At 72.2% G+C, this 23595-nt stretch carries 17 protein-coding genes; 5 read left to right on the top strand and 12 right to left on the bottom strand.

The window, feature by feature from the left end; all coding sequences use genetic code 11:
- Positions 1-2462: Rne/Rng family ribonuclease (locus ACLF3M_RS16580; protein WP_430658064.1), on the bottom strand; the 2462-nt coding region annotated here is incomplete at its 3' end.
- A gap of 792 nt (positions 2463-3254) precedes the next feature.
- Here ACLF3M_RS16580 and ACLF3M_RS16585 point away from each other — a divergent pair.
- On the top strand, positions 3255-4379 hold the full coding sequence (locus tag ACLF3M_RS16585) for an N-acetylmuramoyl-L-alanine amidase (protein WP_430658065.1): 1125 nt from the start codon (positions 3255-3257) through the stop codon (positions 4377-4379).
- Between the two features lie 9 nt (positions 4380-4388).
- Here ACLF3M_RS16585 and ACLF3M_RS16590 read toward each other — a convergent pair whose 3' ends face one another.
- From ACLF3M_RS16590 to ACLF3M_RS16600, 3 genes are all read right to left on the bottom strand, one after another.
- Positions 4389-6734, bottom strand: coding sequence for a tetratricopeptide repeat protein (locus ACLF3M_RS16590; protein WP_430658066.1), 2346 nt, complete (start codon positions 6732-6734; stop codon positions 4389-4391).
- Positions 6735-6829: 95 nt separating this feature from the next.
- A complete protein-coding gene (locus ACLF3M_RS16595) occupies positions 6830-7666 on the bottom strand; it encodes a hypothetical protein (protein ID WP_430658067.1) in 837 nt (278 codons plus the stop codon).
- Between the two features lie 62 nt (positions 7667-7728).
- The gene (locus ACLF3M_RS16600; protein WP_430658068.1) at positions 7729-10302 is read right to left on the bottom strand and encodes an arylsulfatase; all 2574 of its coding nucleotides are present in this window, start codon (positions 10300-10302) and stop codon (positions 7729-7731) included.
- 246 nt (positions 10303-10548) lie between these two features.
- On the opposite strand from ACLF3M_RS16600, the gene ACLF3M_RS16605 reads away from it, so the two are divergent.
- Positions 10549-13152, top strand: coding sequence for a penicillin-binding protein 1A (locus tag ACLF3M_RS16605; protein ID WP_430658069.1), 2604 nt, complete (start codon positions 10549-10551; stop codon positions 13150-13152).
- Between the two features lie 252 nt (positions 13153-13404).
- Positions 13405-14535: a peptide chain release factor 2 gene (prfB, locus tag ACLF3M_RS16610; RefSeq protein ID WP_430658070.1), complete on the top strand. Its 1131-nt coding sequence runs from the start codon at positions 13405-13407 to the stop codon at positions 14533-14535.
- A gap of 3 nt (positions 14536-14538) precedes the next feature.
- On the opposite strand, the gene ACLF3M_RS16615 is transcribed toward prfB, so the two are convergent.
- Positions 14539-15246 carry a hypothetical protein gene (locus ACLF3M_RS16615; protein WP_430658071.1) on the bottom strand — a complete coding sequence of 236 codons (708 nt, stop codon included), beginning with the start codon at positions 15244-15246 and terminating at the stop codon, positions 14539-14541.
- A 98-nt stretch (positions 15247-15344) separates the two neighbouring features.
- Between ACLF3M_RS16615 and ACLF3M_RS16620 the strand changes: the two genes are divergently transcribed.
- Positions 15345-16307, top strand: a complete 963-nt coding sequence (locus ACLF3M_RS16620) for a Bug family tripartite tricarboxylate transporter substrate binding protein (protein ID WP_430658072.1) — start codon at positions 15345-15347, stop codon at positions 16305-16307.
- Here the strand turns inward: ACLF3M_RS16620 and ACLF3M_RS16625 are convergent.
- Together ACLF3M_RS16625 and ACLF3M_RS16630 are read right to left on the bottom strand one after the other, a co-directional pair.
- Positions 16300-16848 carry a disulfide bond formation protein B gene (locus tag ACLF3M_RS16625; RefSeq protein WP_430658242.1) on the bottom strand — a complete coding sequence of 183 codons (549 nt, stop codon included), beginning with the start codon at positions 16846-16848 and terminating at the stop codon, positions 16300-16302. The genes ACLF3M_RS16620 and ACLF3M_RS16625 overlap by 8 nt on opposite strands.
- Positions 16849-16853: 5 nt before the next feature.
- Positions 16854-17027, bottom strand: coding sequence for a hypothetical protein (locus ACLF3M_RS16630; RefSeq protein WP_430658073.1), 174 nt, complete (start codon positions 17025-17027; stop codon positions 16854-16856).
- A gap of 91 nt (positions 17028-17118) precedes the next feature.
- Between ACLF3M_RS16630 and ACLF3M_RS16635 the strand changes: the two genes are divergently transcribed.
- Positions 17119-17754: a class II aldolase/adducin family protein gene (locus ACLF3M_RS16635; protein WP_430658074.1), complete on the top strand. Its 636-nt coding sequence runs from the start codon at positions 17119-17121 to the stop codon at positions 17752-17754.
- 7 nt (positions 17755-17761) lie between these two features.
- Here the strand turns inward: ACLF3M_RS16635 and ACLF3M_RS16640 are convergent, their stop codons facing one another.
- From ACLF3M_RS16640 to ACLF3M_RS16660, 5 genes are all read right to left on the bottom strand, one after another.
- Positions 17762-18580 carry a hypothetical protein gene (locus ACLF3M_RS16640; RefSeq protein ID WP_430658075.1) on the bottom strand — a complete coding sequence of 273 codons (819 nt, stop codon included), beginning with the start codon at positions 18578-18580 and terminating at the stop codon, positions 17762-17764.
- Between the two features lie 295 nt (positions 18581-18875).
- Positions 18876-19247 carry a nuclear transport factor 2 family protein gene (locus ACLF3M_RS16645; RefSeq protein WP_430658076.1) on the bottom strand — a complete coding sequence of 124 codons (372 nt, stop codon included), beginning with the start codon at positions 19245-19247 and terminating at the stop codon, positions 18876-18878.
- Positions 19248-19252: 5 nt separating this feature from the next.
- Positions 19253-20884 (bottom strand): acyl-CoA synthetase, encoded by a 1632-nt coding sequence (locus ACLF3M_RS16650; RefSeq protein WP_430658077.1) that lies wholly within the window; start codon positions 20882-20884, stop codon positions 19253-19255.
- Positions 20884-21687 (bottom strand): enoyl-CoA hydratase, encoded by an 804-nt coding sequence (locus ACLF3M_RS16655; RefSeq protein ID WP_430658078.1) that lies wholly within the window; start codon positions 21685-21687, stop codon positions 20884-20886. Before ACLF3M_RS16655 ends, ACLF3M_RS16650 begins: the two co-directional genes overlap by 1 nt.
- Positions 21688-21689: 2 nt before the next feature.
- The gene (locus ACLF3M_RS16660; protein ID WP_430658079.1) at positions 21690-23594 is read right to left on the bottom strand and encodes an AMP-binding protein; all 1905 of its coding nucleotides are present in this window, start codon (positions 23592-23594) and stop codon (positions 21690-21692) included.
- Position 23595 lies beyond the last annotated feature (1 nt).

Here is a 23595-nt window from a genome sequence, read left to right on the forward strand (position 1 = left end):
GGCGCGCGACGCACCGGGGCCGGCGCCGGCGCGGCGACCGGCGGGGGCGGGGCCTCGACGGGCTCGGTGCTCTCGGCGGTCGCCTCGCCCTCGGGGCGCCGGCGACGGCCGCCACGCCGGCCGCGGCGGCGGCGGCGATCCTCGGCGTCGGGGCTCGCGGCCTCCTCGGCCTCGCCATCCGTCTCGGATTCGGCCTCGGCTTCCGCAGGCTCGGTGCCCTCGGCGGCCTCGGCGGGCTCCTCGCCCTCCTCCTCCTCGGTGCCCTCGGCGCCGGCCTCGGCCGGCATGGCCTCGCCACCCTCGCGGCGCCCGCCGCGACGACGGCGGCGGCGGCGGCGCCGGCCGTCCTCGGACTCGCCACGCGGGGCCTCTCCCTCGGCGCGCGGCGCGGCTTCCTCGGCCTCGGCCTCCTCGACCTCGGGCTCCTCGGGCTCCGGCGCGTAGTCCATGCGCAGCGCCGCCTGGCGCTCTGCGGCGGCCTCCGGCGACTGGGCGCGGGTGCGCTCGATGCGCAGCGCCGGCGGGGTCAGGCTGTCATCGGGCTGGATGACGATCGTCATGCCGAAGCGCTGCTCGTCCTCCATCAGGCGCTCGCGCTTCTTGTTGAGCAGCCAGAAGGCGACGGGGGTCGCGACATGCACGACGATCTCCGCCGCGCGGCGCTTGCCGCCCTCCTCCTCGATGGCGCGCAGCACGGCGAGCGCGCTGCTCTCCACGCTGCGCACCAGGCCCCGGCCCTGGCAATGCGGGCAGGCGATGAAGCTGTGCTCGACCAGGGACGGCCGCAGACGCTGGCGCGACATCTCGAGCAGGCCGAAATGGCTGATGCGTCCAACCTGGATGCGCGCGCGGTCCTGCTTCAGCGCTTCCTTCAGTCGCCGCTCGACCATGCCGTCGTGCTTGGACGACTCCATGTCGATGAAGTCGATGACGACCAGGCCCGCGAGGTCGCGCAGGCGGAGCTGCCGCGCCACCTCGTCCGCGGCTTCCAGGTTGGTGCGCAGCGCCGTGTCCTCGATGTGGCGGTCGCGCGTCGCGCGGCCCGAGTTCACGTCGATGGCGACCAGCGCCTCGGTCTGGTTGATGACGATGTAGCCGCCGGACTTCAGCTGCACGACGGGCGAGTGCATCTGCTCGAGCTGCTGGTCCACCCCGTGTCGGGCAAACAGCGGCACCTGGTCGCGCCAGCTGCGGACCTTGGAGGCGTGCTGCGGCATCAGCATGCGCATGAAGTCGCGCGCGTCGTTCCAGGCCTCGTCGCCCTCGACGACGACCTCGTCCACGTCCTTGCCGAAGGTGTCGCGGATGGACCGCTTGATGAGGTCGGCTTCCTCGTAGATCAGCGCCGGCGCGGTGGAGGCGAAGGTGCGCTCCCGGATGTTGTCCCAGAGCCTGAGCAGGTATTCGCAGTCCCGCTTGATCTCGGGCTTCGGCCGCTGCGCGCCGGCGGTGCGCACGATCAGCGACATGCCGTCGGGCAGGGAGAGCTCGTCGATCGCTTCCCGTAGGCGCTTCCGGTCGGCCGCCGAGGTGATCTTGCGGGAGACGCCGCCGCCGCGCGGCGAGTTCGGCATCAGGACGGAGAAGCGGCCGGCGAGCGAGACATAGGTCGTCAGCGCCGCGCCCTTGGTGCCGCGCTCCTCCTTGACGACCTGCACCAGCATGATCTGCCGGCGCTTGATGACTTCCTGGATCTTGTAGTGGCGCAGGAACTTCGGCGGGATCCGCCGCTCCCGCATGTCGTCCTCGGTGGAGCCGCCGACCATCTCGGGCGGGCTGGCCGGCTCGGCGTCGGCGCCGTTGCCGTCCTCGTGCTCGGCGTCCGCGTAGCCGTTCGCGTCCTCGCCATCGTGGCCGGCCTCGCCGGGCAGGCGGTCCTCGCCGGCAGGGCCGGCCTCGGCGGCCTCCTGCGGCGCGGCGGAGGGCACGCCTTCCGGCGGCAGGGCGGCGTCCTGCATCGTGGCGACGGCCTCGATGGTTACGACGCGGGACTGCGCGGCCTCGGCGGCGGCCTCCCCTGCCGGGGCGGTGTCGGCGGCGGCGGGCAGCTCGGCGCCGCCCTCGGCTGCCTCGGCCGGCGGCTCGGCGGCCTCGGACTCGATCGCGTCGTTCAGCGCGGCGTCGTTGGCGCGGGCGGCGTCCTCGGCCTCCTCGCGGCGGCGGTCCTCCTCGGCTTCCTGGCGCTGCATGTCGAGAAGGCGCTGCCGGTCGGCGACGGGGATCTGGTAGTAGTCGGGATGGATCTCGCCGAAGGCGAGGAAGCCGTGCCGGTTGCCGCCGTATTCGACGAAGGCGGCCTGCAGGCTGGGCTCCACCCGCACGACGCGGGCGAGGTAGATGTTTCCCTTCAGGGGCAGTCGGTTGGCGGACTCGATGTCGAAGGCTTCGAGCCGGTTGCCGTCCAGCACCGCCACCCTCGTCTCTTCGGGGTGGGATGCATCGATCAGCATGCGCTTGGTCATGGAGGCGGTCGCTCCGCGCCGCGCCGACACGGGGCCAGGTCACGGCGTCGCAAGGGGTCCGCGGGGCGGAGGCGCGGCGGGCGTTCGACCAACTGCCTGCCTCCTTTCCGTCGCGGCGGGCCGCAAGGCCCGGGGTGGGTTCGGTAGCCCGGGAAGGCGGCAGCGCCGCGCTCCGCCGGGCCGGCGGATGTCGCGCCTCGCGGTGCCCCGGGGCCCTTCGGGCGGCGCCGCCGCCGGCACGCTGTTTCAGCGGCAGGACGGGGGCGCCGGTCGCAGGCGCATGGGCGGGCGGCGGTCGCACGGGGCATGCCTCGGGCCCGGAACGGAAAGGACCGGAATGAGGCATGTCGCGCACGCGCTCCGCGCCGACGGGGGGACGGTGATCGCGGCACCTGGCGAAACGCGGGTTTCGGACGAAATGCCCAACCCATGCCAGGACTGAGGCCACCCACCGGCCCTGTCCCGCCGCTGAACGCGGTCTGGAGACGGAACCGGGCGGCCACGCGAAGCGCGCCTGCCCGCCGGCAGCGTCGCCGCCGGGGCAAGGCACCATAGTGGGACGGGCGGGGGACCACAAGGCGCTTGCCGCACCGCGACGGCCGCGTTTCGATCCGATCTCAGATCGCGCTACAGGGATTTGTGGCAAGTATCAGCGAATCCGTGCTAATTTTTGGGCCAGCCGCGTCGCCGTCGGGGGGCGGCGGCGTGGTCACATCATGGGGCGCGTCCACGGCCCGGGGGCTTACCGGCCGTGGACCGCTTCCCCAGGGGACGCCCAGGGGGGTCATGTTCATGCTCCGCCGTCGCGGGCTGGCCGGCCTGCTGGCCGCCTTCGCCGCACTCCCACCGCCCCGCGGGGCGGAGGCCGGGACCGGTGCGACGATCGTCGCTTCCGGCGGCGCCGCGCGCCTGGCCGTCACCCTCTCGCCCGGCGCGCGCTGGCGCATCATGGCGGAGGACGACCCGCCCCGTCTCATCATCGATTTCCCCGGCGCGGGCTGGCGCGGACCCGCCCGCCTCGCCGGCGCCGGCCCGGTCCGCGCCGGCCGCGCGGCCAACGGCCAGCTCGTCCTCGACCTCACGGGCCCGGTGCAGCTCCGCAACGCCGCCGAGGCGGATGGCCGGCTGACCGCCGAGATCGCGCCCGCCCCGGCCGCGGCCTTCGCCCGCGCCGTCGCGTCGGGCCGGCCGCTCGCAGAAGGCGGCCGCACCGGCGCGCTGCCGCTGGTCGTCCTCGACCCCGGCCATGGCGGGCGGGATCCCGGCACGATCGGCGGCAAGGGCACGCAGGAGAAGCACATCGTGCTGGCCGCCGCGCAGGAATTGAAGCGGCAACTGGAAGCGACCGGCCGCTGCCGCGTCGCGATGACCCGCAGCAACGACCGCTTCATCCCGCTCGGCGACCGCGTGGCCTTCGCGCGGCAGCGCAACGCCGCGCTGTTCGTCTCGCTCCATGCCGACAGCGCGCCGGGCGCGCGCGGCGCCTCGGTCTACACCCTCGGCGACGGCGACGCCTTCGCCGCCGCGCTGGCAACGCGGGAGAACCGGGCCGACATCGCGGGCGGGCTGCGCAGCTCCTCCGTCTCGCCGGAGGTGCAGGCCATCCTGCTCTCCCTCATGCGGCAGGAGACGCGGGCGGGCAGCGAGCGGATGGCCCGCCTGGTGGTGAACGAGCTCGGTGACACCGTCCCCCTGCTGCCCAACACCCACCGGGAGGCCGGCTTCGTCGTGCTGAAGGCGCCGGAAGTGCCCTCGGTGCTGGTGGAGATGGGCTTCCTGTCGCATCCGCTGGACGAGGACGCGCTGCGGCGCCCGGACCACCGCGCGAAGGTGGCGCGCGCGCTGACGCGGGCGGTGACGGGCTGGCTGGCGCGGACGCCGGGCGCGGCGCTGGCTGCGGCGCCCGGGGCTGGCTGAGGCGCGTGGTCAGCGCGCGGCAGGCGGCCGCGGGCGCATCGCGCGCAGCTGGGCAATCAGCGCCTGCGCCTGGCGGTCCGCCGGATCGGCCGCGAGCAGCGCCTGGGCGGCGCGCTCGGCCTCGGCCAGGTTGCCGCGGTCGCGCTCGAGCGTCGCCAGCGCGAGCAGGCTGTCGCGATGCGCCGGCGTGCGGGCCAGCACCTCCCGCAGCGCGGCGATCGCCTCCGGCCGGCGGCCAAGGTCGTTCAGCGCGATGGCGCGCACGTAGCCATAGCGCGGCTCCTCCGGCCGCAGCGACGCCGCGCGGGCGAGCGGGGCCAGCGCCTCCGGCGTGCGGCCCGCGCGCACGAGGGCGAGGGCCAGGCCGAACTGCGCGTCCGCCGCATCGGGATGGAGCGCGACGGCGCGCGCCAGCGTCGCCACGGCCTCCGTCGCGCGGCCGCTGCGGGCCTGGAAGTCGCCCAGGTTGACCAGCGCGGGCAGCCAGGCGGGGTCGCGCGCCAGGGCCTCGGCATAGGCCGCCTCCGCGCCGGCGGCGTCGCCGCGGGCGGCGAGCAGGCCGGCGATGTTCACATGCGCCTCCGGCCGCTCGGCGGCGACGCCTTCGCTCTCGATCAGCTCCTGCCAGGCGCGGGCGAAGGCGGGGCGCTGCGCCTCGGGGATGCCGGCCAGCGGCACCGGGGCGAGGGCGCGCGCGGCCTCGATGCGGACCAGGCGGGTGTCGTCGGCGAGGAAGCGCGCGGCGTGCAGCCGGTTGCGCGGGTCGAGCCCGTCCAGCGCGCGCAACGCGGCGGCGCGGACCAGCGGCTCGGCATCCAGCAGCGCGGCGCCGATCGCGCCGGCGGTGACCTGCGACGGCGGCATGGGCAGCAGCGAAACGGCGGTGGCACGCAGGATCGCGGGTTGGTCGCGGTCGGTGACGATGGCGGCGAGCCCGGCGTCGGCGCCGCGCTCCCCGCGGCGGCCGGCCGCGATCGCCAGTGCGGGGTGCGGGTCCTCGCGCCGCGCCGGGCCGAACCAATCGGCGATGCGCGCCGCGGCCCAGTCGGGGCGGCGGTCGGCGTGGCAGGAGGTGCAGGCATCGGGCGCGCCGGTCGCGGCGGCGATGTCCGGGCGCGGCACGCGGAAGGCATGGTCGTGCCGGCGGTCCACGCCCATGTAGGTGGCCTGCGGCATGTGGCAGGACGCGCATTGCGCGCCGGGCGAGCCCGCTTCGTGGCGGTGATGCGCGGCGGTGTCGAAGCGCGCGGGCAGGTGGCATTGCGCGCAGACCGCGTTGCCCTCCGCCCGCAGCCTGCCGCCATGCGGTTCGTGGCAGTCGCCGCAGACCACGCCGGCACGGGCCATGCGGGACTGCACGAAGCTGCCCCATTCGAAGACCTCGCCCTGGATCTGCCCGTCGGCGTGGTAGAGGCCGGCATCGAGCAGCACCGGCGCATGGGTGTCTAGGAAGCGGCTTCCCGGCAACGGATCGGCCACCAGCGGCCTTGCGCGCGAATGGCATGACGCGCAGGCGTCGAGTTGCGCGGCGGCGCGGCGCGGCGGGCCTTCCCAGCGCGCGATGCCGCGCGTGTCGCCCTCGGCGAAGCGCCAGCCGCCCTCGCGGTTGCGCAGCGCGGCGATGCCGTTTGGCCGATCCGCCGGCGCACCGGCCTGCGCCCAGGCGAGATGCGCCGCCCCCGGACCGTGGCAGGATTCGCAGCCCACGGCGATCTCAGACCAGGTCGTGTCGTAGCGGCCCGTGGCGCGATCGAAGCCGCGCACCAGCCCCGTCGAATGGCAGGACGCGCACATGAAGTTCCAGTTCTGGTCGCGCCCGGTCCAGTGCAGCGGGTCGCCGGCGCGCAGCCGCTCATCCGGCATCAGGTGGTACCAGCGCTGGCCGCCGGCTTCACGCGGACGCGAATCCCAGGCCCAGGGCAGCACCTGGCGCCGGCCGTCCGGCATCCGCACGAGATACTGCTGCAGCGGATCGAGGCCGAAGGTCTCGGAGACCTCGAGGTCGGCGGGCCGGCCGTCCGGGCCGTCGGTGAGGATGACGAAGCGCTCGCCCTCGCGCCGGAAGGTCGCGCTCTCGCCGCCGCCTTCGGCCGTCGCGCCGTCGAAGGCGCCGAGCACGGTCGCCGAGGTCGCGGGCTGCATGGCGCGCGCATGATCGCTGGCGGACCAGGCCGCATGCTCCGCCGCGTGGCAGCCGGCACAGGTCGCGGATCCCACGAAGCCCTCGCGTCGCGCCTCCCGCGCCGCCGGCGGCACGGCGAGCAGCGCGGCCAGGCCGACGGGCAGGAGGGTCGCGGCGAGCGCGGCGGCGGCGCGGAGAGCCGGCGGGCGACGGATCAGGCGATCATGCGGCACGCGACGGTCCTGCTCCAATCGGGCGTGGCGGGGATGCGCGGCGGAACACGCGCGCCACCATCGCGCGGCCCGGCCGCGGCGTCATCCCGATCGGGCTATTTCGGGAAGAGCAGCGCGACCTGGAACCGCACCTGCCAGGTCGGGCCGATGTCGGGATGCACGACGTTGTAGTAGGCGCCGAGCTGCGCGTTGATGGGCTGCTCGCCGATCTTGAAGATCTGGCCCGCCGCCAGGCCAAGCGGCACGGTCCATTGCTGGCCGCTTCGCGCTTCCCAGTTCGCGGTGACGATCGGCGAGAAGGACAGGTAGGTCCCGCGCGATTCCGGGAAGTTGTAGTTGATGAAGGGCTGGAAGGTCAGCGTGTTGTAGCGCGTGCGGTCGTTGCCGCCGAAGGACCAGATGTTGTTGACCAGTCCACCGATCACCCAGGGTCCCTGCATCGTCAGCGCGACGAAGGTCGGCCCGCCGCCCCAGACATTGCTCCCGAGGTTCTGGTCTGTCGTGGTCGGCGCCTGGACGACGGCGCCGGCGCCCCAGATCACATGGCCCGGTCGCGCGGGCGACAGGAAGAACGACGCCTGGGTCGCGCCGAGGCCGAAGGTCGTGCCCTCGCCGGGCTGCAGCGCGGGCTGGGAGATCACCGGCAGGATGGTGCGGGTGATGAGGTTCCAGTCCGGCGTCACCTCGATCGGGACGACGGGCTGGATGTTGAGGATGTTCTGCGTGTGGCCGTTCGGGCCGTAGTCGAAGTTCGTGTTGTTCTGGAACGGCAGGCTGATGAGGTTCGCGACGGGGTTCTGCACGGCGCGCGCCAGCGCGCCGGCGTCGCTGCCGGCGTTGGGGCGCACCTGGGCGCCGGCGGTCTGCGCGGAGGCCGGCAGGGCGGCCGCGACGAGCACGGCGGCGCTGCACGCGGCGAGGCGGAAGGACATCGTCGCTCTCACTCCGGCTGGGGGCGGTCGGCCCGGGCGGGTGGCGCCCGGGCCGGGTCGGCTTACCGCCGCGGCGGCTGCGCGGCGGCAGGCGGTGCGGCCGCAGGGGCGACACCTGCCGCCGGCCGCTCCGCGTCGCGGGCGCGGGCCTGGATCTCGTTCAGGAAGCGGATCATCACTTCCGGCGTCAGGGCGGCCTCGCCGACGTCGAAGGTGATCTTCACGATGCGGCCCGTGAAGTTGAACGGGACCTGGTAGTCGCGGTCGTCCACCGGCGTGCCGGTGTCCATGCCGACGTCGAAGGTCTCGTCCCAGGCATAGGTGAGGGGCGTGGTGTGCGGCAGGGTGCGGCGCTGCACCTCCTGCCCGTTGACCGAGAGGACGCCCGTGCCGCCATGGCCGAACGGGGTCTGCCCCTGCGGATCGATCGCGAAGTCGAAGACGACCGTGTGCAGGCCGGGCGGCAGGGCCTGCGGCGCCTCCCACTTCACCCGCTCGACGTCGAGCAGGTTCATGGTGAAGACCGGCCGGCCCTCACGCAGATAGAGGCCCCAGCCCGAGAAGCGGCCGCCCTGCGTCACCAGCATGCCGTTCGCCCCGCCAGGCCCGGCCCCCTGCGGCACCTCGATCTCCGCCGTGATCCGATAGGATCGGTTGAGCGTGTTCGGCGCCGCATTGGCCTGCGTGCAGCAGGACGTCCCGGTGTAGACGAATTGCCGCCGATCCGCGGCCGGTCCCGGGCGCGGCGAGACCATCGCGGAGCCGGAGTTGTTCAGCGGGAAGACCTGGTTACGCGTGGCCTCCATCGTGAACAGCTCCTGCATCGCGCGCAGCCGGTCCGGCTGGGCCGAGGCAAGGTCGCGGCTCTGCGTGGGATCCTCGACCATGTTGTACAGCTCCCACCGGTATCCGTTCATCACGTCCGACGGGATCGGCGCCGTCAGCCCGGCCCAGGGCGGGTTGGCGGGCGTCGTGCTGGCGATCCAACCATCGTTGTAGATCGCGCGGTTGCCGAGAATCTCGAAATACTGGGTGCGCCTTGTGGAGGGTGCGTTCACGGCCTCCCTCGGCAGCGTATAGGCCATGCTCACGCCGTCCATCGGGCGCTGCGCGATGCCGTTGACCGTGTTCGGCTGCGGGATGCCGATGAGGTCGAGGATCGTCGGCACCACGTCGATGACGTGGTGGAACTGCGTGCGCATGCCGCCGCGGTCGGCGATGCGCGCCGGCCAGGAGATCGCCATGCCGTTGCGCGTGCCGCCGAAGTGGGAGGCGACCTGCTTCGTCCAGCGATACGGCGTGCCGAAGGACCAGGTCCACGGCACCGCCATGTGGTTGTAGGTGCGGTCGGTGCCCCAGACCGGGATGAAGGGCATCTGCTGCTCGGCGGTCAGCGCGACGCCGTTGAAGTACATCACCTCGTTCGGCGTGCCGTTCAACGACCCCTCGGCGCTGCTGCCGTTGTCGCCGCTGATGTAGATGATCAGCGTGTTGTCGCGCTGGCCCAGCCGCTCGACCTCGGCGACGACGCGGCCGATCTCGGCGTCGGTGTAGGCGAGGTAGGCGGCGTAGACGTTGACCTGGCGGATGTAGAGCCGCTTCTGGTCGGCCGTCAGGCTGTCCCAACGCGGCAGGAAATCGGGCCAGGGCGGCAGCACGGCGTTCGCGGGAATGACGCCCATGCGTTTCTGGTTCTCGAAGATGCGCTCGCGCAGCGCCTCCCACCCGTCGTTGAAGAGATTCATCGCCTCGATGCGTTCCACCCATTCTCGGGTCGGGTGGTGCGGCGCGTGCGTGCCGCCGGGTGCGTAGTGGACGAACCAGGGCCGGTTGGGCGCGATCTCGGTGCTGGTGCGGATATAGGTGATGGCGTCGTCCGCCATCGCCGTGATTAGGTTCCAGCTGCCTGCGGGCTGGCCGACATAGGGATGGATCGGCGTGGTGTTGCGGAACAGGTTGCCGGGCTGCCACTGCGAGGTGTCGCCGCCGACGAAGCCGTAGAAGTAGTCGAAGCCCAGGCCGATCGGCCAGTTGGTGAAGGGCCCGGCGGAGCTCGCCTCCCAGGCCGGGGTGTTGTGGTTCTTGCCGAACCACGCCGTAGAGTAGCCGTTCTCCTGCAGGATCGCGCCGATCGTCGCGGTCTCCCGCGGGATGATGGAGTTGTAGCCGGGATAGCCGGTGGACAGCTCGCTGACGTTGCCGAAGCCGACCTGGTGGTGGTTGCGCCCGGTCAGCAGCGCGGCGCGCGTCGGCGAGCAGAGCGCGGTGGTGTGGAAGGTGGTGTAGCGCAGGCCGCTGTCGGCGACGGCCTGGAGCGTCGGCGTCGGGATGACGCCGCCGAAGGTGGACGGCGCGGCGAAGCCGACATCGTCGGTCAGGATCAGCAGGACGTTCGGCGCGCGCTCGGGCGGCATGACCTGCGGCGGCCAGGCGGGGGTGCTGTCCACGGCATTGGGCAGGATCTGGCCCGTGAAGTTGGGCGTCGGTGCCGGCAGCTGCAGGCCCTGCGGCGTGATCACCGCGCTCGGCGCGCCGGGCGTGCCGCGGATCTGCTGTGCTGAAGCCGGCAGCGACCACCCCACCGCCAGAACGGCGGAAACGGCGAGGCCACGGCCGACGATTCCCAAGCCACTCATGCACAGTCCTCCTCGGCCCCGCGGGAGGGCGGGCGCCGGCATGCCGATCGGCCTGACCACCTTGGCGGGAACCACGGTGGTGGCGCCATAGGAATTGGATGTCCATTTCGGGACGGCGGCACCGGCTCGGCCCGGAACCGGGCGGGACGCCCGCGCCGTGGCCCGGAGGCGATCCCTTGTTACAAACTTTGCCGCCTCGCGCGGCCGCCATGTGCCTTGCCGGCACGGTTGCTATAAGAGGGCGTCATGGACAGCCCCGAGCTCCGCGCCGAGGACCGCCTGGTCGGACCTAAATCCAGCCTGGCGCCCCCGCCCGCACCCCAGAAGAAGCCCAGGCAGGACAAGCCGCGCCGGCGCGGCTATTCCTTCATCGGCGTCGTCCTGCGCGCCAGCCTGATCCTCGGCGTCGCCGCGGTGCTGGCCGGCGGCGGCGCGCTCTGGGCGCTGTACCGCTCGGCCGGGTCGGACCTGCCGGACTATTCCTGGCTCGCGGACTACCAGCCCCCGCAGATGAGCCGCGTCTACGCCGCCGACAGCCGCCTGATGGCGGAGCTCGCGCAGGAACGCCGGGTCTTCGTGCCCGTGGAGGCGATCCCCGCCCGCATCCAGCAGGCCTTCGTCTCGGCCGAGGACCAGAATTTCTGGACCCATCCCGGCGTGGACCCCACCGCCGTGCTGCGCGCCGTGATGGTGAATGTGGAGCAGATGGGCACCGGCCGCCGCCCGATCGGCGCCTCCACCATCACCCAGCAGGTCGCCAAGAACATGCTGGTCGGCGCCGACCGGACGCTGGCCCGCAAGCTGCGCGAGGCGCTGCTGGCGCTGCGGATCGAGCAGGCCATGCCGAAGTCGCGCATCCTGGAGATCTACCTCAATGAGATCTATCTCGGCGCCCAGGCGTATGGCGTCGCCGCGGCGGCGCAGACCTACTTCAACAAGTCGCTCGACGACCTGACGCTGGCGGAGGTCGCGTTCCTGGCCGCCTTGCCCAAGGCGCCGAACAACTACAACCCGCTCCGCTTCCCCGAGGCCGCGAAGGCCCGCCGCGACTGGGTGCTCGGCCGCATGGCCGAGGATGGCCACATCACCCGCGACGAGATGGAACGCGCCCGCGCCGAGCCGATCGTCCCCCGCCCCACTCGCCGCCCGGACACCGTCGCCGGCGGCCAGCACTTCACCGAGGAGGTTCGGCGCGAGCTCGTCTCCCGCTTCGGCGTGGAGCAGACCACGATGGGCGGCCTGGTCGTCCGCACCTCGCTCGAGCCAACGCTGCAGGTGGAGGCCGAGCGCGCGCTGCGCCGCGGCCTGCTGGATTTCGACCGCCGCCGCGGCGGCTGGCGCGGCCCGGTCGCGCATGTCGATGCCTCGGCGACCGAATGGCTGCCCGCGCTGCAGGCCGTGGCCCGCCCGCCGGGGATGCTGCCGGAATGGCGCCTGGCCGTCGCGCTCGAGGTCCGCGACCGCGAGGCGCGCATGGCCTGGCTGGAGCGCCCCGAGCCCCGCGGCGCGCCGCAGCCCCGCACCGGGACCCTCTTCCTCGACGAGGTCCAGCCCTGGGCCCGCCCCGTGCAGAACGGCCGCCTCGGCCAGCCGCCGCGGCGCCTGCAGGACGTGATCCAGCCCGGCGACGTCGTGATGGTGGAGACGCTGCCCGCGGTCGCCGCGCAGGGTCGCACTCCCGCGCGCCCCGAACGCCTGACCATCCGCCAGATCCCGGAGGTCGAGGGCGCGATCGTCGCGCTCGACCCCAACAACGGCCGCGTCATGGCGATGGTCGGCGGCTGGTCCTTCGAGCGGTCCTGGTACAACCGCGCGAGCCAGGCGATGCGCCAGCCCGGCTCCTCCTTCAAGCCCTATGTCTACCTCGCGGCGCTGGAGCAGGGCATCCCGCCGAATCAGCTGCTGCTCGACGCGCCGGTGGAGCTGATGACGCCGCAGGGCCTCTGGCGGCCCGGCAACTACGGCGGCACGGTGTCCAACGGCTGGGTGACGATGCGCAGCGCGATGGAGCGCAGCCTCAACCTGGTCACCGTCCGCCTCGCGCAGCAGGTCGGCATGAATTCGGTGGCCGACGTCGCGAACCGCTTCGGCGTGATCCCGAACATGCCGCGCTACCTCGCCATGTCGCTCGGCGCCGGCGAGACGACGGTGCTGCGCCAGGCCGCGGGCTATGCCGCCTTCGTGAACGGAGGCCGGCAGGTCACGCCGACGCTGATCGACACCGTGCAGGACCGCCACGGCCGCCTGGTCTGGCGCACCGACCAGCGGCGCTGCGAAGGCTGCGAGAGCGACAGCCCCGCCGGCGGCCCGCCGAACCTGACCGAGGAACGCCGCCAGATCGCCGACCCCGTCGCGGCCTTCCAGATGGTGAGCATCCTGCAGGGCGTCGTGCAGCGCGGTACCGGCACCCGCGCGGGCGAGGGCCTCGGCCGCCCGATCGCCGGCAAGACCGGCACGACGGACGACTACAAGGACGCCTGGTTCGTCGGCTTCACGCCCGACCTCGTCGTCGCGGTCTGGATCGGCTACGACGAGCCGCGGACGATGAGCATCCCTGGCCTGCCGGACGCCGATGTGACCGGCGGGCGCCTGGCTGCGCCTGTCTTCCGCGACGTCGCGGCCGCGGCGCTGCAGAGCAGCCCGCCCGTGCCGTTCCGCGCCCCGCCCGGCACGGCACTGGTGCGCGTCCAGCTGGAGAACGGTCAGACCATCATGGAAGCCTTCCGCCCGGGGACCGAACACGCGGCGCGGCCGCCGAGCGATCCCTTCGCGGGCGGCGGCGGCACACTCACGGGCGGATCGGCCGGCGCGGCCGCGGGCCTGGATCGGGGACTGGGCGGGCTCTACTGAGCGGCGGCCGGGAGGGACGCTGTCCCTCCCGAACCCTCCCTGCCAGGGGCCGATGGGCCCCTGGACCGCAATCAGTTTTTCAACGCCGAAGGCGGGAGGGGGCACTTCGGCCCCCTCCCGCCTTCGGCGTTAAACTCATGGGTTCAAAGGGCCCACTGGCCCTTTGCGGGTGGGGTACGGGGAGGGCAGCGCCCTCCCCGGGCAACCCGCGCCGTAGCGCCCCGCCCCGTTCCGCGCTATCCCGCGCCTCCCATGCGTGCTGATGCCGAGAACCTTCGGGCCGAGATCGCGGAGAGCGTTGCGCTCCTGCGTCGGCACCTCGACTGGGATGCCGCCGTCGTGCGGCTCCAGGAGCTGAACGCGCGCGCCGAGGATCCCGAGCTCTGGAACAGGGCCGAGGAGGCCCAGGCCGTGATGCGGGAGCGCAACCGCCTCGCCGCCCAGGTCGAGGGCGTCCAGAAGCTGGAGCGCGACGTCGCCGACGCGATCGAGCTGATCGAGCTCGCCGAGGCCGAGGGCGACCAGGGCACGGCCGATGCGGCCGTCGCCGACCTCAAGGCCTATGCCGCCGAGGCCAAGCGGCGCGAGATCGAAAGCCTGCTGTCCGGCGAGGCCGACGGCAACGACGCCTATCTCGAGGTGAACGCCGGCGCCGGTGGCACCGAGGCGCAGGATTGGGCCGAGATGCTGCTGCGCATGTATGTCCGCTGGGCCGAGGCCCGCGGCTACAAGGTTCAGGTGACGGAGCGGAGCGAAGGCGAGCAGGCCGGCGTGAAGTCCGCGACCATCCAGGTCAGCGGCTCCAACGCCTATGGCTGGCTGAAGACCGAAAGCGGCGTGCACCGCCTGGTGCGCATCAGCCCCTTCGACGCGGCGGCGCGGCGCCAGACCTCTTTCGCAAGCGTCTACGTCTATCCCGTCGTGGACGACCGCATCCAGGTCGAGATCAACCCGGCCGACCTCAAGACCGACACGTTCCGTGCATCCGGTGCCGGCGGCCAGCACGTCAACAAGACGGAATCCGGCGTCCGCTTCACCCACATCCCGACCGGGATCGTGGTGGCGAGCACGCAGGACCGCAGCCAGCACCGCAACCGCGCCATCGCGATGGAGATGCTGCGCGCGCGGCTCTATGAGCTGGAGCTGTCGAAGCGCGAGGCCATCAACGCCGCGACCGAGGCCGGCAAGACCGACATCGGCTGGGGCCACCAGATCCGCAGCTACGTCCTGCAGCCCTACCAGATGGTGAAGGACCTCAGGACCAACGTGGAGAAGGGCAACCCCGCCGCGGTGCTGGACGGCGAGCTCGACGAGTTCATGGCCGCGGCGCTGGCGCTAAGGGTCGGCGCGACGCGGTCCGAGGCGAGTGCCAAGGCGGAGTAGCCTTCAGTATCCGAAGGCGTCGTAGTCCTCGGCGAAGCGGTCGCGGATGAGGGCGCGGTCGGCCTCCGTCAGCTCGGCGGCGCGGACCAGCTGGCGCTCCGTGCGGTTGAGGTGCGGCAGCGTCACCACGACGCCGAGCCGCTCGGCCAGCGCCGGCAGGTGCCGTTCCGCCCGCTCGATCGGGATGGCGTCCACGGTGATGCCGTCCACGCCCGTGATGCGGGAGAGCTGGCTGCGGAAGGCCAGGTCCTGGTGCAGCCGGGGATGGCGCAGGAAGCCGCCGAAATCCGTGGTCTCGATGAAGGCGCGCGAAGCCGGCCAGCGCAGCGTCGGGTGGTCCTTCGACAGCGCCTCGCCCTGAGCGCGGATCGCGTCGAGCTCCAGGCCGTGCTGCGCGGACCAGCGCGCGATCATCCGCGCGACGAAGTTGTAGAGCGAGCAGAGACGGGCGGCGGGCTCCCGCACAAGCGCGAAGACGTATTTGTCCTCCAGCACGCCGCGCCCGCAGACCCGCGCGATGTCGGCCAGGCTGCCGTGCTTCGAAAGGCCGAAGCGTCGCTGGTAGGGGTCGTTGATGGCCTGGCCGAGCGGCGTGCTGCCCAGCACCAGGTCGTTCCAGGCGAGGTGCGGGTCGAGCGCGACCTCCATGCTCGTCCCGCCGGTCTTGTGGATGTGGATGAAGACGAAGCGGCGGCAGTGGCTGATGATCATGCGTCGCGGGATCCCCGGGGCGGCCCCTGCTCCAGTAGCGCATGTCGGCCGCGGAAAGGAGGCCGCACGCATGGCGCGGAGCTTGCTATGTTGTCGCCATGAACCGACGCCTCCTCCTCGCCGGCGCTGCCGGCCTGCTCGCCCGTCCCGTGCTCGCGCAGGGCTGGGCGCCCACCCGCCCGGTCTCCCTGGTACTGAGCTTTCCGCCGGGCGGGGCGTCGGATGCCGCGGTGCGCATCCTCCAGCCTCATCTTCAGGCAGCGCTCGGCCAGCCCGTGGTAGTGGACAACCGCGCCGGCGCCGGCGGGAATCTCGGCGCGCAGGCCGTCGCCCGCGCCGTGCCGGACGGCACGACGATCGGCTCGGCCAACATGGGCACGCTCGCGGTGAACCCCGCGCTGGTGCGCAACATGGGCTTCGAGACGGCGGAGCTCTCGCCGATCAGCATGATCTTCAACGCGACCAACGTGCTGTACGTGCCGGCCAGCCGGCCCTGGCGGTCGGTGGCCGAACTCGTCGCCGCGGCCAAGGCGCGGCCGGAGGCGATCACCTACGGCACCGGCGGCGTCGGCTCGCCCGGGCATCTCTGCGGCATCCTGTTCGACCATCTGGCGGGGACGAAGACGGTCGCGGTGCCCTATCGCGGCGGCGGGCCGCAGATCCTGGCCGCCGTCGCCGCCGAGCATGATTTCGGCTTCTCGCCACTCGGCACGGTGCTCACGCATTTCCAGGCCGGGACGCTGCGGCCGCTCGGCGTCGCGACGCGCACGCGCGCGGCGGAGCTGCCGGAGGTGCCGACGATGGAGCAGGCGGGGCTCGCCACCTACGAGGTGCTGAACTGGGACGGCGTGATCGTCCCGCGCGGCACGCCGGCGCCGATCCGCGCGCGCATCGGGCAGGTCGTGCGCGCGGCGCTGGCCGATCCGCAGGTCGCCACGGAATTCGGCCGCCGCGGCCTGGTGCCCTGGCCGACGACGGAGGAGGCGATGGCCGCGCAGCTCGCCTCGGATGCCGCGAAGTGGCAGCCGCTGATCCGGGCGGCGGGGATCGAGCCTAGCTGAGCAGGCGATAGCCGAAGGTGTGGCACTCGCCGGCGCCGCATTGCAGCAGCACGGCGATGAAGTTGATCGCGCAGAGCGCGAGCAGCGCGAGACCCAGCACGCGGCCCGCCACCGCCAGCAGGGGCAGCGGCGCGACGTCGCGCGCGGCGGCGCCGAGCAGCGTGATCTTCAGCGCATGCGCCAGGATCAGCACCAGGCCGATCACCGCCGCCCAGACCGGCATGTGCAGGCCGAGCACCGCCGAGCCGATATAGGCGTGGCCCGGCCGCGGCTCGATGTCCAGCATGCTCTGCCGCGTCGCGATGACCAGCAGCACCACCGCGAAGATCAGCGCCAGGCCCGTCATCCGCTCATTGAAGCCGTTGCGGAAGTTCTGCACGACGGCGAAGCCGACGCCGAACATCGCGACACGCTCCAGCAGGCAGAGCGGGCAGGGCAGCTCGCCGAAGGCGAACTGCATGACCAGCGCGGCGGACAGGACGCCGACCAGCACGGCGAGCACGCCGAGCTGGAAGAGGTGGTCGAGGCGTGCCGAGAGCATCGCGCTCACCAGCGCAGCCAGGGGATGGCGTAGCCGTAGTCCGGGCTGTGGATCTCGTACTGGAAAAGCCAGAGCGCCAGGCCGATGCAGCACGCGACGGCGGCATTGGCCGGGACCTTCAGCCCGAGCTCGGCCAGCACGAGGGCGAGCAGCATCGCCCCGAAGATCGCCAGCATCATGGACAGCCTGCCCCCGCCTGGTCGGCGGCAGGATGGATGCGGAACCCTGGCCGACGCAATGATGCAGTGCAGCCCCGAGGGAGTGCCGCCGATGACCGATCGCGCCGCGCTGGTCGCCGCCGCCCGCGCGCTGGATGCGGCGGGCTTCATGCCACAGAAATCGGGCAACCTGTCGCTGCGCACGCCGCGCGGATTCGTGATCACGCCCTCGGGCCTGCCTTATGCCGCGCTGACCGAGGCCGACCTGGTGGAATGCGCGCCGGACGGCGCGCCGCTCGGCAGCGGCCGGCCCTCGTCGGAATGGCGGCTCCACGCCACGGCCTATCGCGCGCGGGCGGATGCGCAGGCCGTGGTGCACACGCACTCGCCGCGCGCGACGGCGCTGTCCTGCGCGCGGCGGGGCATCCCGCCGATCCACTACATGGTCACGCTGTCCGGCGGCACCGCCATCCCCTGCGCCGCACACGCGACCTTCGGGACGGAGGCGCTGGCGCGATCCTGTGTCGCGGCGCTGGGCGGTACGCTGCGCGCGACGCTGCTGGCCAATCACGGCGTGGTCGCGCTGGGCGCGACGCTGGCCGGCGCGGTGGCGCTGGCGAGGGAGGTCGAGAACCTCGCGGGGCAGTACCTGGACCTGCTGGCTGCGAGGCTCGATCCCGTGCTGCTGGACGAGGCGGAGCTGGCCGAGGCGGCCGCGCAGCTGAAGGGCTACGGCCGCCCCGCCTGAGCGCGCGTCAGTTCGCCGCCGCGCGCTGCGCGCCGAAATACTCGCGCACGGTCTGCGCCGCCACGCGCTGCAGGAAGGCGGCGGTGTCGGCATCGAGCCCCGCTGTGTAGCTGCTGCCTTCCGGCGAGCGCCCGGACAGCGTGGCGTAGCTCACCGCCGCGGCAAGGTAGGTGCCGGCCAGGCTGGGGTGGCGCAGGTCTGCGACGTAGAGATCGAGCGCCGGCCGCTCTGCCATGGCGCGTGCGAAGGCCAGGCCGGCCGGGATCACCAGCGCCTGGTTGGCGTTGCCCGCGACGGTGTAGGCCTCGGCCAGCTGTGCCGTCATCTCCGGCTTGTCCTTGTAGGCCCAGGACATGAAGAAGACCGGTCGCGCACCGTGGCGGCGCACCGTCTCGGCGTGGCGGCGCGTATACTCGACGAAGACCGGTGCAAGCTGCGGATGGACCGGGCACTGGCTGCAATCCATCATGACCGCGACGTCGAAAAGGCGCTGGCCTGGCGGGTTGAAGATGATGTTGTTGCGATCGTCGAAGCTGTAGGCGCCGACCGCGTTGGGACGGAAATAGCTCTCCACGTCGTGCCAGTCGGCACCCGAGCCGCTGATGGTGACCATCGTCACGCGCTGCGGCGGCGCGCCCGCGGCGCGCCGGAAGCCGCCGACATGGCCGATGATGCCGTTGTTGAAGTAGAAAAAGGAATTGCCGATCCAGATCGCGGAAGCCGGCTGTTCACCGATGTCGGTGACGGCGGGACGCGTCTGCGCGCCGGCCGGCAAGGCGAGGACGAGCAGGCACAGGGCGACGAGCGCGCGCTTGACGGCGGGCATGGGCACCTCCCTTTCTCGCGGCCTTGGGACGAGGCCGTCCGCAGGACGGTAACGATGCGCTCCTGAAAAAGGAAGGCCCGGCGGATCGATCCGCCGGGCCCTCGCATTGCCGGTGGCTTGCGCCGCGGCCTGACCTAGTGACTCGCCGTCGCGCTGGCGATGGCGATGATCCAGGCGCCCACGGTATGGGCCGAACTGCAATGAGACACTGGATCACCTCCTTTCGGTTGGTTGCGGATGCTACCAGAGTGGCAATCCTTGCCGCCGGCTTCAAGCAAAGATTCGCGGGCGGTCTTCAGCCCCTGATCTCGGTGCGGAAGACCTTCTGCGCGACCTGCCAGCGCCCGCCGATCTTCAGCAGCGACAACGCGTCGGTGAAGAATCGCGGCGGGATTGCACAGCGCAGCGTCACCACCGCCATCTCCGGCCCGTGCTGCGCGATCGAGACGATCTCGTCCGACCGCGCCAGGCCCTGCGATTGCGGCGAGGGCCGGTTCCGCACGGCCTCGAGCCAGGCGTCGCGCGGCACGATCTTCAGCTCGCCCTCCCACCATTGCGTCAGAGCGCTGGTGGGGTGGAAGGCCTGCGCAAGCTTGTCGGCGTCGCCCTCGTAGAGGCCGTCGAGATAGGTTCGCACGACGGCCTCGATGTCCTCGCGGTCGCTCATCGCGGTCACCCCTTCGCCTTCGACCGCAGCACGTGCTTCTGGATCTTGCCGGTGCTGGTCTTCGGCAGCTCCTCGAACAGCACCTGCTTCGGCAGCTTGAAGCCCGCGAGGTATTGCCGGCAATGCGCGATCAGCTGCTCGGCCGTCGCGGTCATGCCGGGGCGGAGCTCGACGAAGGCGCAGGGCACCTCGCCCCATTTCTCGTCGGGGCGCGCGACGACGGCGGCGACGGCGACGGCGGGATGCTTGTAGAGCGCGTCCTCGACCTCGATCGAGCTGATGTTCTCTCCGCCCGAGATGATGATGTCCTTGGAGCGGTCCTTCAGCTGGATGTAGCCGTCGGGGTATTTCACCGCGAGGTCGCCGGTGTGGAACCAGCCGCCCGCGAAGGCCTTGGCAGTGGCGTCGGGATCCCTGAGGTAGCCCTTCATCACGACGTTGCCGCGCATCATGACCTCGCCCATCGTCGTGCCGTCGGACGGCACCGGCGTCATGCCGTCGGGGTCCATGACATCGAGCCCTTCCAGCGCGAGATAGCGCACGCCCTGGCGCGCCATCAGCCCGGCCTGTTCCTGCGCGGGCCTGTCGTTCCACTCGGCATGCCATTCGTTGACGACGGCGGGGCCATAGACCTCGGTCAGGCCATAGACATGGCAAACCGCGAAGCCCGCTTCCTTCATCGCGGCGAGCACGGCCTCGGGCGGCGGGGCGCCGGCGACCACGAACTGCACCTGGTGCGGCAGCTTCTTCTTCTCGGCGTCGGGCGTCGCCAGCAGCGTGGACATGACGATCGGCGCGCCGCACATGTGGGTCACGCCTTCTCCCGCCATCAGACGCCACATGTCGGCGCCGCGCACGGCGCGGAGACACACGTGGACGCCGGCTTGCGCGGTGACGGTCCAGGGGAAGCACCAGCCGTTGCAGTGGAACATCGGCAACGTCCAGAGATAGACGGGATGCTTGGACAGGTTCGCGCTCAGCACGTTGCCGATCGCGAGGAGCTGCGCGCCGCGATGGTGATAGACCACGCCCTTCGGCTTGCCTGTCGTGCCCGAGGTGTAGTTGAGCGTGATCGCGTCCCATTCGTCGCCGGGCATGACCCAGTTCCACGCCGCGTCGCCCTTCGCGACGAAGGCCTCGTAGTCCACGGCACCGTCGAGCCGGTTGGCGCGCGCGGCCTCCGGCGCTTCCGGATCGTCCACCTCGACCAGGATCGGCCTGGCCTGGCATTGCATCAGCGCGACGCGCAGCAGCGGCACGAGCTCGCGGTCCACGATGACCGCCTTCGCCTCGCCATGGTCGAGGCAATAGGCGATCGTCCCCGCATCGAGCCGCGTGTTCAGCGTGTTCAGCACGCCGCCCGTCATCGGCACGCCGTAATGGCATTCCAGCATCGCCGGGATGTTCGGCAGCAGCGCCGCCACGGTGTCGCCGCGGCCGATGCCGGCCTGGGACAGGGCATGCGCAAGCTTCACGCAGCGGTCGCGCAGCTCGCGGTAGCTCCGGCGCATGGGGCCATGCACGACGGCCAGATTGCCGGGATAGACCTGCGCCGCTCGCTCCATGAAGAGCAGCGGCGTCAGCGGCTGGTGGTTGGCGGCGACGCGCGGCAGGGCGTCGTAGTCGCGGGCGGCCATTAGCTGTTTCTCCACACCGGCGTGCGCTTGCCCAGGAAGGCGCCGATGCCCTCGATCGCGTCCTCGGCCAGCAGGTTCTCGGTCATCACCGCGGCGGCGTGCTCATAGGCTTCGGCCAGCGGCAGGCCGCGCTGCCGGTGAAAGGCGGCCTTGCCGATGCGCACGGTATGCGCGCTGCGCGCGGCGATGTGGGACGCCAGCGCGAGCGCCGCTGCCTCCAGCGCCTCCGGCGACACGACGCGGTTCACCAGGCCGATGCGCTGCGCGTGCTCGGCGCCGATCATCTCGCCGGTCAGCAGCATCTCGAGCGCCGATTTCGCCGGCACGGCGCGCGACAGCGCCACCGCCGGCGTCGAGCAGAACAACCCGATATCCACCCCCGGCGTGCAGAACCGCGCCTGGTCGGAGGCGACCGCCAGGTCCGCCGTCGCGACGAGCTGGCAGCCCGCCGCGGTCGCCACCCCCTGCACCCGCGCGATCACGGGCTGCGGCAGCGCGACGATGGCCTGCATCACGCGCGCACAGCGCTTCATCGTGGCGTCGAAGAAGGCGCGGCCACCATCGGCGTCGTCGCGATGTGCCGTGATCTCGCGGAGGTCGTGGCCGGCGCTGAACACCGGCCCCTCGGCCGCCAGGATCACCACGCGCACGCGGGGATCGGCCGCCACATGCGCCAGCGCCTCCTCCAGCGCGCCGAGCATCGCGAAGGACAGCGCGTTGCGGGCCTCGGGCCGGTTCAGCGTCAGCGTCGTGACGCCCTCCGACGTGTCCGTCCGCAGCAGCAGCGCGCTTCCTCCGTCCATCCCTATCTCTCCGCGGCCTTCAGCACCCCCGTGATCTCGTCGAGGATGACGGGGTCGTCAATGGTGGGCGGCACCGTATAGGTCTCGCCATCGGCGATCCGGCGGATGGTCCCGCGCAGGATCTTGCCCGAGCGCGTCTTGGGCAGCCGGGCGACCACGCGCGCTTCCTTGAAGGCCGCGACGGGCCCGATGCGGTCGCGCACCAGCGCCACCAGCTCCTTCGCGATGTCGGCCTCGGCGCGGTCCACGCCCGCCTTCAGCACCACCAGCCCGATCGGCGCCTGGCCCTTCAGGCTGTCCTTGACGCCCACCACCGCGCATTCCGCGACGTCGGGGTGGGCGGCCAGCACCTCCTCCATCGCGCCGGTGGAAAGCCGGTGGCCCGCGACGTTGATGATGTCGTCCGTGCGGCTCATCACGGAGACATAGCCCTCACCGTCGATCATCCCGGCGTCGGAGGTGTTGTAGTAGCCGGGGAAGGTCTCGAGGTAGGCGCTGCGGAAGCGATCATCCGCGTGCCACAGCGTCGGCAGGTTAGCCGGCGGCAGCGGCAGCTTCACGGCCAGCGTGCCGATCTGCCCGCGCGGCACCTCCTGCCCGCCCTCGTCCAGCACCCGCAGGTCGTATCCCGGCGCGGGCTTGCCGCCCGAACCGAACTTCGCGGGGAACAGGCCGAGGCCGCGGAAATTGCCGCTGATGGACCAGCCGGTCTCGGTCTGCCACCAGTGGTCGATCACGGGCTTCCCGAACAGCGCGCTGGCCCATTCCGCGGTCGGCGGGTCGCAGCGCTCTCCCGCCAGGAACAGCGCCTCGAGCTTCGAGAGGTCGTATCTCGCGACGTGGCGGCCCTCCGGATCCTCCTTCTTGATCGCGCGCAGCGCGGTCGGCGCGGTGAAGAGCACCTTCACGCCATGCTCGGCGCAGACGCGCCAGAAGGCGCCGGGATCGGGCGTGCCGACGGGCTTGCCCTCGTACAGCACCGTCGTGCAGCCCGCGAGCAGCGGGCCATAGACGATATAGGAATGCCCCACCACCCAGCCGACATCGGAGGCCGTCCACATCACGTCGCCGGCCGCCAGGCCGTACAACATGGACATGGAGTTCAGCAGCGCGACGGCGTGGCCCCCATTGTCGCGCACGATGCCCTTCGGCGCGCCCGTCGTGCCGGAGGTGTAGAGGATGTAGAGCGGATCGGTCGCCGCAACCGCGACGCAGGGATGCGGCATCGCCTCGGCCTCGGCCTGCAGGAGATCCGTGTCGCGGCCCGGCGTCAGCTCGCAGGGGCTCTCCGGCCGCTGGAGGATGATGCAGGCATCGGGCCGGTGCGGCGAGAGGGCGATCGCGGCATCCAGCAGCGGCTTGTATTTCACCACCCGCCCGGGCTCGAGCCCGCAAGTCGCGCTCACGATCACCTTCGGCTTGGCATCCGCGATGCGCGCGGCGAGCTCCGCCGCGGCGAAGCCGCCGAAGACGACGGAATGCACGGCGCCGAGCCGCGCGCAGGCGAGCATCGCGATCGCGGCCTCCGGCACCATCGGCATGTAGACGATAACCCGGTCGCCCGCCCCGACGCCGCGCGTCGCCAGCGCGCCGGCCAGGCGCGCGACGCGGTCGCGCAGCTCGGCATAGGTGTAGCGCGCGGAACGCCCGGTGACAGGGCTGTCCCAGATCAGCGCGGTACGCCCGCCATGCCCCGCCGCGACGTGGCGATCCAGCGCATTGTGGCAGGTGTTCAGCCGCCCTTCCGGGAACCAGCGTCCGTAGACGCCGAGCGTCGGGTCGAAGACCGTCCGCGGCGGCACCGACCAGGCGATGCCCTCCGCCGCCTTGCCCCAGAAGGCCTGCGGGTCGGCCTTCCAGCGGGCATAGGTCTCGTCGTAGCGGGAACCGGTCGCGCTGCCGTCCATG

Origin of the sequence: Falsiroseomonas sp. HW251 (assembly GCF_050563545.1) — a bacterium.
GTDB lineage: Bacteria > Pseudomonadota > Alphaproteobacteria > Acetobacterales > Acetobacteraceae > Falsiroseomonas.